9 protein-coding genes are annotated in these 13,706 nt (G+C 71.5%); 6 read left to right on the plus strand and 3 right to left on the minus strand.

The features are described from left to right. Positions 1–114 precede the first annotated feature (114 nt). From aspT to ACIQOW_RS04690, 4 genes are all read left to right on the plus strand, one after another. Positions 115–1,788, plus strand: coding sequence for an aspartate-alanine antiporter (gene aspT / locus ACIQOW_RS04675; protein WP_401079721.1), 1,674 nt, complete (start codon positions 115–117; stop codon positions 1,786–1,788). Positions 1,789–1,850: 62 nt separating this feature from the next. After that, positions 1,851–3,506, plus strand: coding sequence for a bifunctional aspartate transaminase/aspartate 4-decarboxylase (locus tag ACIQOW_RS04680; RefSeq protein WP_401079723.1), 1,656 nt, complete (start codon positions 1,851–1,853; stop codon positions 3,504–3,506). Between the two features lie 14 nt (positions 3,507–3,520). Then, on the plus strand, positions 3,521–4,570 hold the full coding sequence (locus ACIQOW_RS04685) for a Dyp-type peroxidase (protein WP_401079823.1): 1,050 nt from the start codon (positions 3,521–3,523) through the stop codon (positions 4,568–4,570). 65 nt (positions 4,571–4,635) lie between these two features. After that, entirely contained in the window at positions 4,636–5,433 is a 798-nt protein-coding gene (locus tag ACIQOW_RS04690) for a family 1 encapsulin nanocompartment shell protein (RefSeq protein WP_401079725.1), read from the plus strand. A gap of 161 nt (positions 5,434–5,594) precedes the next feature. Here ACIQOW_RS04690 and ACIQOW_RS04695 read toward each other — a convergent pair whose 3' ends face one another. Further along, entirely contained in the window at positions 5,595–8,690 is a 3,096-nt protein-coding gene (locus tag ACIQOW_RS04695; RefSeq protein ID WP_401079727.1) for an AfsR/SARP family transcriptional regulator, read from the minus strand. A gap of 213 nt (positions 8,691–8,903) precedes the next feature. Between ACIQOW_RS04695 and ACIQOW_RS04700 the strand changes: the two genes are divergently transcribed. Beyond that, on the plus strand, positions 8,904–11,069 hold the full coding sequence (locus ACIQOW_RS04700) for a tetratricopeptide repeat protein (protein WP_401079729.1): 2,166 nt from the start codon (positions 8,904–8,906) through the stop codon (positions 11,067–11,069). On the opposite strand, the gene ACIQOW_RS04705 is transcribed toward ACIQOW_RS04700, so the two are convergent. Continuing rightward, complete coding sequence (locus tag ACIQOW_RS04705; RefSeq protein WP_401079731.1) at positions 11,038–11,586, minus strand: hypothetical protein; 549 nt, start codon at positions 11,584–11,586, stop codon at positions 11,038–11,040. The two genes, ACIQOW_RS04700 and ACIQOW_RS04705, sit on opposite strands and share 32 nt — an antisense overlap. 26 nt (positions 11,587–11,612) lie before the next feature. Continuing rightward, on the minus strand, positions 11,613–12,887 hold the full coding sequence (locus ACIQOW_RS04710) for a hypothetical protein (RefSeq protein WP_401079733.1): 1,275 nt from the start codon (positions 12,885–12,887) through the stop codon (positions 11,613–11,615). A 370-nt stretch (positions 12,888–13,257) separates the two neighbouring features. Here ACIQOW_RS04710 and ACIQOW_RS04715 point away from each other — a divergent pair. After that, positions 13,258–13,706, plus strand: a 449-nt coding sequence (locus tag ACIQOW_RS04715; protein ID WP_401079735.1) for an electron transfer flavoprotein subunit beta/FixA family protein, incomplete at its 3' end; no start/stop codon positions are given.

Below are 13,706 nucleotides of genomic sequence, written 5' to 3' on the forward strand. Positions count from 1 at the left end.
CTGCGCGTCCCCCGCGCCGGATTGTCCGCTTTGCGATGTAATCGTTCCCATGATCGGATCAGTGCTGGTCCTTCCTCCCTCCGGCACCCCCTCGCCGCGGTGGGGGCGGCTGCCGTGAGCCTGCTGCGGGAGAATCCCGTCCTCGCGCTGTTCGTCTGCCTGGCGCTCGGCTACCTGCTCGGCAAGCTGCACGTCGGACCGATCCAACTCGGCGGCATCTGCGGCACGTTGATCGTCGCCATGCTGATCGGAAGCCGGCACGTCAGCGTCGACGCCGACGTCAAGAACGTCGCCTTCGCCCTGTTCATCTTCTCGCTCGGCTACATCGCCGGCCCCCAGTTCTTCGCCAACCTCAACGCCAAGGGCCTGCGCTTCGCCGTGCTCTGCGTCATGGAGGCGGTACTGGTCGTCGCGATGGCCTACGGCATCGGCAAGGCCTTCGACCTGGACGTCGGCACCGCGGCCGGCATCCTGGCCGGCGCGGCCACCGAGTCCGCCGTGGTCGGCACCGCCCAGGAGGCGATCTCCAACCTCTCCGGCATCAGCGCCGACGAGTCCGCCCAGCTGCAGAACCACGTGGCCGCCGCCTACTCGGTCTGCTACCTCTTCGGCCTGGTCTCCATCGTCCTGCTGACCAGCCAGGTGTTCCCGCTGATGATGCGGATCAAGCTGCCCGACGCCTCCCGCGAACTGTGGCAGAAGCTGCGCGGCGGCAAGGGCGCGCCGGACGGCGACGAGCAGCCCGCGCTGCCGCCGCTGGTCGGCCGCAGCTACCTGGTCTCCCAGGGCGAGGGCTCGACCGTCGCCGGGGTCGAGGAGGTCCAGCCGGGCCTGGTCACCGTCGAGGGCGTCCGGCGGGACGGCCGCACGCTCCACCCCGAGCCGGACTTCCGGCTGCGCCGCGGCGACCTGGTGCTGCTGGTCGGCCGCCGCGAGGCGGTCATCGACACCGGCCACGAGCTGGGCCCGGAGACCTCCGGCGTGCCCGGCCTGGACAGCCCGCTGGTGGTCCGCGACATCGTCCTCACCAACAAGGACTTCGTCGGCCGGACGGCGGGGGAGCTGGCCGCCGAGCAGCCGGCCACGACCTCGGGGATCTACCTGACCGACGTCCGGCGGGTCGACCAGCACCTGCCCGCCGTCCCCGACACCGAACTGCACCGCGGCGACACCGTGACCGTCACCGGCGCCCGCTCGGCCGTCGAGCGGTTCGCCGCCAAGGCCGGTGTCGGCATCCGCAAGGACGCCATCGACTACATCTACATCAGCCTCGGCATCTGCGTCGGCGTGCTGATCGGCCTGATCACCGTGCACGCCGGGGACGCCGCGCTCTCGCTCGGCACCGGCGGCGGCTGCCTGGTCTCCGGACTGGTCTTCGGCTGGGTCCGGGCCCAGCGGCCCACCTTCGGGGCCTACCCGCCGGTCGCCGCGCAGACCGCCAAGGACCTCGGCCTCTCGGTCTTCATCGCGGTCACCGGCCTGGCCGCCGGCCCGGACGCGGCCACGCTGCTCAGGGACCACCCGGTGCTGCTGCCGCTCTCCGGCATCCTCATGGTCAGCGTCCCGGCGCTGCTCTCGCTGTTCGTCGGCCGCAGACTGCTGAAGATCGAGCCGCCGATCCTGGTCGGCGCCATCGCCGGCCAGCAGTGCAGCACCCCGGCGATCACCACCATCACCAACGTCGCGCAGAGCAGCATCCCGATGCTCGGCTACACGATCACCTACACCATCTCCAACTTCCTGCTCCCGCTCACCGGTCCGATCCTGGTCGGCATGCTGGGCGCCTGAACCGACCGTCCGTCAGCACGCGCAGCGAATGGCCCCCCCTTCCCGAGGAGCGTCGAGAACGCATGACGAAGCCCACCATCGGCCGCGAGGAGATCCGCCGGCTGGCCAGGCTCAGCCCCTTCGAGCTGAAGGCCGAGTTCGTCCGGCTCGCCGAGGCCTGCCAGAGCGACGAGCCCGGGCAGAAGGAGAAGTCCACCGCCCACATGCTCAACGCCGGCCGCGGCAACCCGAACTGGGTCTGCACCGGTCCCCGGGAGGCCTGCCTGGCGCTCGGCCACTTCGCGCTGGCCGAGAGCCGCCGGGTCTGGACCGCCGACGACCTCGGCGGCATGCCCGAGCGGTCCGGCATCGCGGGCCGCTTCGACGCCTTCGTCCGCAGCCACCCCGAGCTGCCCGGCATCGAGCTGCTCCGGCGCAGCGTCGAACTCGCCGTGGACCGCTTCGGGTTCGAGCGCGGGGCCTTCGTCCACGAGCTCGCCGACGCGAGCATCGGCGACAACTACCCCGTCCCCGACCGGATGCTGGTGCACGCCGAGCAGATCGTTCGGGGCTACCTGCACGAGGAGCTGATGGACCGCCGGCCGCCGTCGCCGCAGCAGCCCGAGCTGTTCGCCACCGAGGGCGGCACCGCCGCGATGTGCTACGTCTTCGACTCGCTGATGAAGAACGGCCTGCTGCGCAAGGGCGACCGGATCGCCCTGATGGTGCCGGTGTTCACCCCGTACATCGAGATCCCCGCACTGGACGACTACGACTTCGAGGTGGTCGAGATCCAGGCCGACAAGCTGGTCGAGACCGGGGTGCGCGAGTGGCGCTACCCGGCCGAGGAGGTCGCCAAGCTGGCCGACCCGGAGATCAGGCTGGTCTGCCTGGTCAACCCGAGCAACCCGCCCTCGCTCGCGCTGTCCAGGCAGGTCACCGACCAGATCAAGGAGATCGTGGCCACCGCCAACCCCGATCTGCTGATCGTCACCGACGACGTCTACGGCACCTTCGTGGACGGCTTCCGCACCCTGGCCGCCGAACTGCCCCGCAACACCCTGCTCGTCTACTCGTACTCCAAGCACTACGGCGCCACCGGCCACCGGCTGGGCGTGATCGGCCTGGACCGGGACAACGTGATCGACGAGCTGATCGCCGCCCTCCCGGAGGAGCAGAAGGAACGCCTCGCCATGCGGTACGGGACGCTCAGCCTGGAGCCCGGGAGGATCCGCTTCATCGACCGGCTGGTCGCCGACTCCCGGCAGGTCGCGCTCAACCACACGGCCGGGCTCAGCCTGCCGCAGCAGGTCCAGATGGTGCTCTTCTCGCTGTTCGCGCTGCTGCCCGAGGGCAAGGCCTACAAGGCGCGGGTGCAGGGCATCGTCCGGCAGCGGCTCGACCTGCTGATGGAGGGCTCCGGGATGAAGATCGCGGACGACCCCGGGCGGGCCGGCTACTACGTCGAACTCGACCTGCTGGCCGAGGCCGAGCGGGTCGCGGGCAGGGACTTCGCGGCCTTCCTGGAGAAGAACTACGAGCCCACCGAACCGCTGTTCCGGCTCGCCGAGCAGACCGGCGTGGTGCTGCTCAACGGGGGTGGCTTCGACGGGCCCGAGTGGTCGGTCCGGGTCTCGCTCGCGAACCTCGACGACCTCGACTACCTGAAGATCGGACACCACCTGAAGCAGGTCTTCGCCGACTACCGCGCCGAGTGGGACGCCTCCCGGGCGTCCTGAGGAAGGCCGTGACCATGCAGGCCGAACCGCAAGCCGTGCTCTCCCCGCTGACCGACGCGGCGATCTTCCTGGTCCTCACCGTCGAACCCGGCGGCGAGGCCGCCGTCCGCGACCTGCTGCCCGACCTCGCCGGACTGCGCCGCGCGGTCGGCTTCCGGATCCCCGACGGCGGTCTCACCTGCGTCACCGGGGTCGGCTCCGAGCTGTGGGACCGCCTCTTCGACGGCCCCCGCCCGGCCTCGCTGCACCCCTTCCAGGAGGTGGCCGGCACCCGCCACCGGGCCCCGGCCACCCCCGGCGACCTGCTGCTGCACCTGCGGGCCGCCCGGATGGACCTCTGCTTCGAGCTGGCCGGCCGGCTCGTCGACCGGCTCGCCGGGGCGGCCACCGTGGTCGACGCCGTCCAGGGCTTCCGCTACTTCGACGACCGCGACCTGCTCGGATTCGTCGACGGCACCGAGAACCCCGAGGGCAGGGCCGCGGTGAGCGCCGCCCTGGTCGGGGCGGAGGACCCGGGGTTCGCCGGGGGCAGCTACGTCATCGTCCAGAAGTACCTGCACGACCTGGACGCGTGGAACGCGCTGGACGTCGAGGAGCAGGAGGGGGCGGTGGGCCGCACCAAGCTCACCGACATCGAACTGGCCGACGAGGTCAAGCCCGCCGACTCGCACGTGGCGCTCACCGTGATCACCGGGCCGGACGGCGCGGAACGGAAGATCCTCCGCTTCAACATGGCGTTCGGGTCCTTCGACCGCGGCGGCGAGTTCGGCACCTACTTCATCGGCTACGCGGCCGACCCGGGGGTGACCGAGGAGATGCTGCGCAACATGTTCGTCGGCAATCCGCCGGGTACCACCGACCGGCTGCTCGACTTCTCCACCGCCGTCACCGGCGGGCTGTTCTTCGTCCCGACCGCCGACTTCCTCGACTCCCCGCCGTCGGCGTCCGGCTCCGGCTCGGACGCTGCCCCTGCCCCCGCCGCTGCCCTCGCTCCGGGCTCCGTCCCGGCCGCCTCCTCCGGAGACGGCTCGCTCGGCATCGGCAGCCTCAAGCGGACCCCGTGACAGCGCCTGACAGCCCTTGACAGCCCGTTGCCGTCCCTGACAGCCCCCCGAACAGGACCCCGCACATGAACAACCTCCACCGGGACCTCGCCCCGATCTCCGCCGCCGCATGGGAGGAGATCGAGGAGGAAGCCCGTCAGACCTTCAGGCTCCACATCGCCGGCCGCCGGGTGGTCGACCTCGACGGCCCCGAGGGCGCCACCCTCTCCGCCGTCGGCACCGGCCACCTGACCGGGATCGAGCCCCCGACGGACGGGGTCCGGGCCCGCGCCCGCGCCGCCCAGCCGGTGGTCGAGCTGCGCGTCCCCTTCACCGTCCGCCGGGACGCCGTGGACGACGTCGAACGTGGCTCCAGGGACTCCGACTGGCAGCCGGTCAAGGACGCCGCCCGCACCCTCGCCCTCGCCGAGGACCGCGCCGTCTTCGAGGGCTACCGCGCCGGCGGCATCGACGGCATCCGCGCGGCCTCCACCAACCCCCCGGTCCAACTCCCCGACGACGTCCGCGAATACCCGGAGGCGGTCAGCCACGCCCTCACGGCCCTCCGCCTCGCCGGCGTCGGCGGCCCCTACTCACTCCTGCTCGGCGCCGCCGCCTTCACCGCAGTCAACGAGACCAGCGACCACGGCTACCCCGTCCACAACCACCTCGCCCGCCTCCTCGACGGCGAGATCATCTGGGCCCCGGCCATCGAGGGCGCCTTCCTGCTCTCCACCCGCGGCGGCGACTTCGAGCTCTTCCTCGGCCAGGACGCCTCGGTGGGCTACCTCTCCCACGATGCAGAAACGATTCAGCTCTACCTTCAGGAGTCGCTGACCTTCCGGGCGTACACGGGAGAGGCGGCCGTCGTGCTACGGGGTTAGCACCAGAGCGCGATCGATTCGAGGATCTGGTGGGCTATGTACACAGACATGCTCATGGCGCTCGTACTTTCTGGGCTCAATTGGTCGTCAAGGTCCCCGAGGTGGAGGAATTCAATCAGATGCGAGGCCCGTCGACCAAATCGATGCCCGAGAGTCGAACTTCATTTCGATAAATGATGATCGTGTGAAAATTTCGACCGAAGTTCGGCGAGCGCGGAGCGAACTCGTGCGGCCTCGTCCGCGATGTCGACCTGCTCGGCCAAAGTCATGGCCGCCGTCAGATGTGCGAGGGCGGCGGGCGGGTTTCCGGCTGCCGCCTCGCAGCGGCCCAGGCCGCGCAGTGCGGCCGCCTGCTCGCGGGCGGCGCCGATGGAGCCGGCCAGCTCAAGGGCGAGTGCGTGCTGATCCCGCGCCTCCGCGTGCCGGCCTGCGGCGAGCAGGGCCTGGCCCAGGCCGTTGCGACCGTCCGCCTCATGGCGGACCGTTCCGGTCTCGCGAAAGATTGCCAGAGCCGACCGGTAGAGCGCGAGGGCGGTTTCGAGCTCCTCGGGGATTTCCAGAGTCCCGGCGAGATTCGTTCGGGCCGCGGAAAGGTCCAGCGGAGGAATGGTGCTGTCCCGGCCGTCCAGAAGGTGCTCGAATATGCCCCGTGCCATCGAAATCCGCCCGGCGCTGAGATGGACTTCACCGATGTTGTTCAGTGTCCGGAATTCAAGGATTCGGTCATCGAAGTTCCGGGCCAGCTGTAACGCGTCGTGGTAGACGGTGAGTGCCGAATCCTCGTCCCCCACGGAGCGGTGCAGAATGCCGATGTTGACGAGGCAGCGGGCGACGTTCCACCGGTCGCCCTGTTCCTCCCGAATGGCCAGCACTTCCTGCTGGATCGTGAGGGCCTCATGGAGCCGGGCCTGGTCCCATCGCACCCGGCCGAGCAGGTTGAGGGCGTTTGCCGCCGCGTCCAGGTCGTCCTCCGCCCGGGCCAGGGACAGCCCGCGTTCGAGGGCCTCGGCCGCGGGCTCGTAGCGGGAGGCGGTGGCGAGCGTCGCGCCCAGATCGATCAGGGCCCGAGCCTCCTGCCGGTCGTTCGCCTGCGACCGCCAGTGCGTCGCGGCGGCCCGGTGCATGTCCTGGGCCTCGCTCCAGTAGGCCTCGGCGCCCAGGTGGCCGGCCAGGACGTGGGCGAGCCAAGCACTGCTCTCCGTGAGCCCGATGCGCGGTGCGTGGGCCGCCAGGGCGATCAAGCCGGCGTGTTCATCCTCCAGCCAAGTCCTGGCTGATTCAGGAGAGTTGATCTCGAAATCTCCCAACAATCCTGCCAGGTCTTCGAGTTGTTGATCTCTCGGAAGCGGAGTTCTCGATCTGTGCGGGTAGAGCAGGTGGTCGGCGCGGTCGGCGGCGTGCAGGGCGAAGCGGAGCAGTCGCCGGACCGCCGATTCCCGCTGATTCTCATCGACTCCCAACGCTACCGCGAACTCCCTGAGAAGATCGTGGAGTTGATAGCGTTCGGGCGATATCTCCTGGATGAGATGGCAGTTCAGCAAAGCCTCCAGAACCTCATCCGTCTCATCGATCGTCCACCCGAACAGGGCCGCCGCCGCGTGCACGCCGAAATCCGGTCCGGGATAGAGGCCGAGCAGCCGGAACGCAGATCGCTGGCTCGCGGAGAGGTACCGGTAGGAGACCTCGAAGACCCGGGCGATGCTGGAGGTGCCGCTGCGGATCTCGGCCAGCCGGCCGGTCTTGCGGGAGAGTCGCCGGGCGAGGTGGCGGAGGGTCCAGGACGGGCGGGCCTTGAAGCGGCTGGCGGCGATCTCGATGGCGAGGGGCAGGTAGCCGCAACGCTCGACGATCTCGATGACGCTCCCGGTGTCCGTGGAGCGTTCGGGGCCCACCACGTCGGTGAACAGGGCGACGGCGTCGTCCACCGTCAGTACGTCCAGGAACACCGGTCGGGCGCCCGGGAGTTCGGTGAGGCGCTGGCGGCTGGTGACGATCACCAGGGCGGTAGGCGCGGGCGGCAGCAGCGGCCGCACCTGAGCGGCGTTCGAGGCGTCGTCGAGCACGACGACCGCGCGGCGCGTGGAGAGCGCCTCGGCGCACAGGGTGAACACCTCGTCGGCGTCCAGCGGGATGGTGGTGGCGGGCACGCCGAGGCGTCTGAGCAGCAGGGTGCCCGCGGCCTCCGGGGTCAGTGGCGGCTGGTTGCCGATGTGGGCGCGCAGGTTGAGGTAGGCGTAGCCGTCCGGGAAGTGCTCGCGCATCAGGTCGGCGGCGTGCAGGGCCAGGGTGGTCTTGCCGACCCCGGGCATGCCGAGGATCGCCGAGACGGTGACCACGCCGCCGCGGGCGAGCCGGGCGTCGGGGCCGGGCAGCACCCGGCGGAGGTCGTCCTCCCGGCCGATCAGCCGGTGCTGTCCGGGGACGTCCACGGGTGGGACGGTCCGGGAGTGGGGGGCCGGGACGGCCTCGACCCGTTCCGGTGTGCCGGGGAGTGGGTCGCCGCGCAGCATGAGCCGGTGGAGCCGGGTGAGCCGTTCGCCGGGCTCGGTGGCGAAGTGGGCGTGCAGCAGACGGACGACGGCGGGGTAGACGGCCAGCGCGTCGGCCGGCCGGCCGGCGGCGTAGAGCGCGGTCATCAGGTGGCCGGCGAGCCGCTCGTCGGCGGGGCGGTCCTCGCGCAGGGCGGTGAGTTCGGGGATCAGTTCGGTGAAGCGGCCGATCCGCAGGTCGATCTCGATCCGGCGCAGTGTGGTGGTGAAGTGCTGGTCGGCCATGGCGGCACGGGTGGTCTGGGCCCAGGTGCCCGGCAGTCCGGCCAGGGGTTCGCCGCACCACAGGCTCGCGGCGCGGCTCAGTACGGTTCTGGCCTGGTGGTCCTGTCCGTTCTCGGCGAGTAGTCCGGCTTGGTCGGAGAGGTCCAGATACCGATGCCAGTCAATCAGCAGCGGGTCCGCCCGCAAGGTGTACGTGTGCGACCAGGTGTCGATCGCGGGTGCTTCCCGGAGGTCATTCGTCCCGGCGGCCTGGGCCGCCCGTCTCAGCAGCGCACGCAGATGGGAAACATGGCTGTACAGGCTGGTCAGTGCGCTGGGCGGGGGGTCCTCGCCCCACAGTCGGTACACGAGCGAGTCGTGGGAGAGCGACCTTCCGGGCTCCAGGGCCAGGGCCGCCAGCAGCTGTCGGCGCTTGTCGGACGGAATCGCCAATTGCTCGCCGTTTACCGATAGTTCAACTGAGCCCAGGAGATGGAACTTCACGCGACGCCCCCCGCCGGTTGGCCACCAGCTTGCCGTGTCGCGGGTGAGCATCGCATGAGCCCGGGGTAATCGGCCATACCACCGCCGGGTTCCATGACCACGCTTTTGGGAATATTCTCGACTTGACGACACGTCATCTGCTAGCGCCATAGCGATAATTCGTCCGAGGCCGGGGGGCCCAGTGACAGGATCGACCGCGTCCGGCAGGTGCCGGTGAACGACGTCAACCTGCCGTACGGAGTGGTGCGGAACTCGCTGGCCGGTGCCGCGACGGTCTCCGGCCCGGTGGTGCAGGCCGGTTCGATCCACGGCGGGCTTCATCTGCACGGGCCGCCCGTCCTGCCCACGCCACGGCAACTGCCGCCCTGTCCACGCCGGCTGGTCGGGCGTGAGGCCGATCTGGCGGCACTGGACCGCTCGTTGGCGCCCGACACCGGGTTCGCGGACGCCACTGTCGTGGTGACCGGCCCCGCCGGGGTCGGGAAGACGGCACTGGCCGCGCAGTGGCTGCGCGGCCAGGCCGGCCGCTTCCCGGACGGCCAGCTGTACACGGACCTGCGCGGCTACGCGCCCGGTGGTCCCGCCGACCCGGCCGAGGCCCTCGGCGGCTTCCTGCGCGCCTTCGGGATCTCTCCGGTGCCGGTGAGCCTGGAGGAGGGCGTCGCGCTCTGGCGCTCGCTGGCGGCGGAGCGGCGGATCGCCGTGCTGCTGGACAACGCCTCGACGGCCGCTCAGGTGCGGCCGTTGCTGCCGGGCACGGACCACACGGTGGTCGTGGTGACCAGCCGTCGCCGGCTCACCGGGCTGGGCATCGACGGTGCGGTGTTCCGGCTGCTGGGCCCGCTCGCCACGGCGGCCTCCACCGAGATCCTCGCCGAGCGGGTCGGCAGGAGCAGGGTGGTCGACGAGAGCGCCGCCGCCGCCGAGGTGGTGGACGCCTGCGCAGGGCTGCCGCTCGCGATCTGCCTGGCAGCGGCACGCATCGCGGCGCGCCCGGCCCAGTCGCTCGCGGCGACCGCCGAGATGCTCGGGCGCGGCACCGACCGGCTGGTGGCGCTGAACGTGGAGGGTGAGACCGTGCAGGATCTCCTGGACGCCTCGTACGGAGTGCTGGAACCGGACGCCGCCCGGCTCTACGGGCTGCTGGGGCAGCTGCCCTTCCCCGTGTTCACGCTGGAGAACGCCGCGGTGCTCGCGGACGTGGACCTGGCGGCGGCCGACCGGCTGCTGGACGGCCTGATGGACGTGCACCTCCTGGAGGAGACCGGGCCCGGTCGGTTCCGCTTCCACGACCTGGTGCGGCTGCACGCCCGGGCGCACGGGGCGCAGGTCCGGGACACCCCGCCCGCCAGAGCCGCACTCGACCGGATCGTCGACTGGTACCTCGCCACGGCCACGGCCGCCGAGGCGGTCGTCTCGCCGAGCCACCGCACCCTCGCCCGTGACTACCGCACCCGCCCCGTCCACCCGGCCAGGGAGTTCGAGGGGGACGTGCGGGCCCTGGAGTGGCTCGAAGCGGAACGCGACCGGCTCGCCGACGTCCTGCGCTGGTGCGAGGAAATGGACCGTCCCGCGGCCGCGTGGCAACTCGCCGACGCCATGTGGCCGTTGTTCCTGCGGCTGCGTCCGGTGCGGCTGTGGGTCGAGGCCCACCGGATCGGGCGGCGGGCGGCCCGGGCGGCCGGTTCCCGCAGCGGAGAGCTGCGGATGCTCACCAGCGGCGGGAACGGCCTGCGGAACGCGGGCGAGGGGGAGGAGGCGGCGCGTTGGTTCACCGAAGCCCTCCACCTCGCCCGGGACACGTGTCGTCCGCTGGCCGAGGCGGACGCGCTGTACGGGCTCAGCCAGACCCATCGGATGGCCGGTGAGCTGGACGAGGCCGCCGACTGCCTGCACGAGGTGGTCCGGCTCCGCGAGGCCGAGGCCTACCTGCGCGGTGCGGCGCTGGCCCGGCTGGCGTGCGGCGAGGTGCTGCTGCTGGCGGACCGGGTGGCCGAGGCGGTGGAGCCGATCGAGCGGGCGGGCCGCGAACTGGCCTCGATCGAGGACGACTACGAGGCGGCCCGCGCGACGGCCTTCCTCGGCCTGGCGTACGGCCGGCTGGGCGCGTACGAGCTCGCCGAGGCCCGGTTCGAGGAGGCCCTCGTGGCCTTCCGGGCCCGGCTCTCCGGCCACTGGGAGGCACGGACGCTGGAGTTCGCCGGTCAGGTCGAGGAACTGCGCGGACGTCCCGAGGCGGCGCGCGCCCGTTTCGAGCAGTCCTTGGCACGGTACCAGGAGATCCGTGCCGTGGCCGAGGCGGCCAGACTGGCCGACCGCCTCGGCGTCTACGGCGCGGACTTTGTTGTCACCCCCCGTCCCGGCGACCCCGGGACGTGAGCCGGCTCCACCCGGAGCCCGGACAGTGGCACCCGGCGGCGCTGACCCGGTCGAGTTCGGTCAGTGCCCGTCCGGCCGCGAGCCAGGCGTGCGCCAGCGAGCCGAGGGCCGGCGGGGGGACCGGCTCACCGGCCGGGGCGCAGGACCGCAGGACGAGCCGTGCCCCGGTCCGGGCGAGCACCAGCACCGTCCTCGTGCGGTGTTCGGCGGTGGCGACCGCGCATCCGGGATGCGCCGACAGCACCGCCGCGAGCCGCGCGTGGACGTCCGGTGCCGGAACCTGTCCGAGGTGCAGCACATCGGCGTGCCGGCGCCAGCGGAACCCTTCCGGCTCGGAGAGGTCGAGCACGAGGTGCTCGTCCACGAACCCGGCCCCCGGCGATCCGTCCGGCAACGTGGACGCCGGGTCCGCCGGGTCCGCGGCCAGCAGGCCGTGGCGGACACCGGTCGTGGACACCACCCGGGCCTCGAACAGGGTGGCCGGCCCGGTGTCCTTCCCCGGGCCCCGGACCGGCACGAGGCGCACGGTGTGCAGCGCGGCCGTCACCCGGCCCGCCGCGACTCGGCCGCCGCGATCGTGTCCAGCGGCTCGGGCAGGGGGAGCGGCTGCGGATCCGGGGTGTGCGCCGGCTGGCCCAGACCGAGGACCCGGTACAGCAGCCGGCGGGCGTTCCGGTCGAAGCGGCCCGGCTCGGAGCTGATCCGGGCGGCGATGGCCGCGTAGTCCTCCGGGCGGTACTGCTCGGCGGCATAGGCGAGTTGGCCGGTGAGTGGATGTCCGGGCGCGAGTGCGGGCGCGGTGCCGGCGAGCTGCGCGGCCGGCGAGCGCGGGTTGACGTGCCGGTGCGGGTACTCGGCGAGCAGGACGGGCGCGCCGGTCATCGCACCGTACAGGGTGACCGAGCCGTGGTCCCCGATGACGAAGTCGGCGGCGACCAGCAGCGGCCGCCAGTCCGTCTCGGGCGGGATCACCGTGACGGCGCCCCGGGCGGTGGCCTTCGCCCAGGAGCGCACCGCGTAGGCCGAGTGTCTGGCGGCGATGTTGGGGTGGGCCAGCAGGACGGCCCGGTAGCCGTGCCGGGGCAGTTCCGTGGTCAGCCTGGGCAGTACGGCGTCGAGCCGGGTGAAGAGCGAGCCGTCCCCCCAGGTGGAGGAGACCAGGACCAGCTTCTCCTCCGGCCGCAGCCCCAGCGCGGCCCGGTAGCGCTCCCGGTGCGGCAGTGCGGCGGCGATCCGGTCGTAGCAGGGGTCGCCGACCACCTCGGCGATCGGCAGGGCCTCCGGGCAGCTGCGCCGGAGTTCGAACAGTTCCTCCTCGTGGGCCAGTGCGAACGCGGCGGGGACGAGCCGTCCCTCCCAGTAGAGGTAGTCGGGACCGAGCCCGATGGCAGCCCGCTCGCCGTCCGGACCGTTGCGCCGGGACAGCTTGATGTTCCCCGCCCCGTGCGGCAGCCGGACGACCGGGCCGTGCAGCTGCTCGATCCCCTGGGAACCGGCGGCGAGTACCAGGTCGAACTCGTGCCGGACCGCCTGCTCCCACGGCAGTACGGTGCCGCCCAGCGCCCGGAGGACCTCCGCGGTGCCCCCGTTGAACGTGTGCGGTGCCACCGTGAACTGCACGTGGATCCTCAGGTCCGAGGCGAGCAGCGCGTAGAAGTCGTGCAGCCGCTTCGCGTACACCATCGTCTGCGCGACCACGAGCACTTCCTTGCGGTCCCGCAGGGTCTCCCACGGCCCGTTGTTGCTCCAGGCGGCCGTCGTGGCCGCGTGCTCCCCGTTCGTCGGTGTGGTGTCCTGTTCCCCGTGCACCAAGGTCATCCTTCTCCCCCTCCTTGATCCCAGGCCGAGGCCGTCGACCGGCCCCGGGGACGATGGTCCCCGCGCCGTCTGGCGGATTCCATGAGGCGATCTGGTCGGTGCTTGCGGAAACCTTGTGTCCACTTCTCCGACCGGTGGAGGCCCCCGGAAGACGGGAAGGGTACTGAGTTCCTTTACGAGGGGTACTGAGTGCCGTATTCTCTCGGTGGAGCCTCTGACGCCAGTCGAAGGAGAGCCGACACGGTATGCCGGTCCAGGTGGCGCTTGTGGCGCGCGGGTCGTTCCGGGCCGGGCTTGGCACTCAGTACCCTCGGCATGACTGAGGCCCTGGATTCAGTGCACCCGCGCACCCGTGACAGGAGAACCACTCATGAGCTTGAGGATCGTCGTCTGTGTGAAGCACGTGCCGGACGCGACGGGTGACCGTCGTTTCGCGGACGACCTCACGACTGACCGGGAGGGTGTGGACGGCCTCCTGTCGGAGCTGGACGAGTACGGCGTGGAGCAGGCGCTGCGGATCGCGGAGGCGAACGAGGGCGCCGAGGTGACGGTGCTGACGGTGGGGCCGGACGACGCGAAGGACGCGTTGCGCAAGGCGCTGTCGATGGGTGCGGACAAGGCCGTGCACGTGAACGACGACGACATCCACGGTTCGGACGTGATCGGGACGTCGGCGGTCCTGGCGAAGGCGCTGGAGCTGACCGGGTTCGATCTGGTGATCGGCGGGATGGCGTCGACGGACGGCACGATGGGTGTGCTGCCGGCGCTGCTGGCGGAGCGTCTGGGGGTGCCGCAGGTGACGCTGCTGTCGGAGGTGTC

Origin of the sequence: Kitasatospora sp. NPDC091335 (genome assembly GCF_044757205.1) — a bacterium.
Classification (GTDB): Bacteria; Actinomycetota; Actinomycetes; order Streptomycetales; family Streptomycetaceae; genus Kitasatospora.

Excerpts from the sequence above, each read along its gene's own strand:
- ACIQOW_RS04710 (WP_401079733.1), bottom strand. The coding sequence starts at position 12,887 with ATGACCTTGGTGCACGGGGAACAGGACACCACACCGACGAACGGGGAG.
- ACIQOW_RS04690 (WP_401079725.1), top strand. The coding sequence starts at position 4,636 with ATGAACAACCTCCACCGGGACCTCGCCCCGATCTCCGCCGCCGCATGG.
- ACIQOW_RS04685 (WP_401079823.1), top strand. The coding sequence starts at position 3,521 with ATGCAGGCCGAACCGCAAGCCGTGCTCTCCCCGCTGACCGACGCGGCG.
- ACIQOW_RS04680 (WP_401079723.1), top strand. The coding sequence starts at position 1,851 with ATGACGAAGCCCACCATCGGCCGCGAGGAGATCCGCCGGCTGGCCAGG.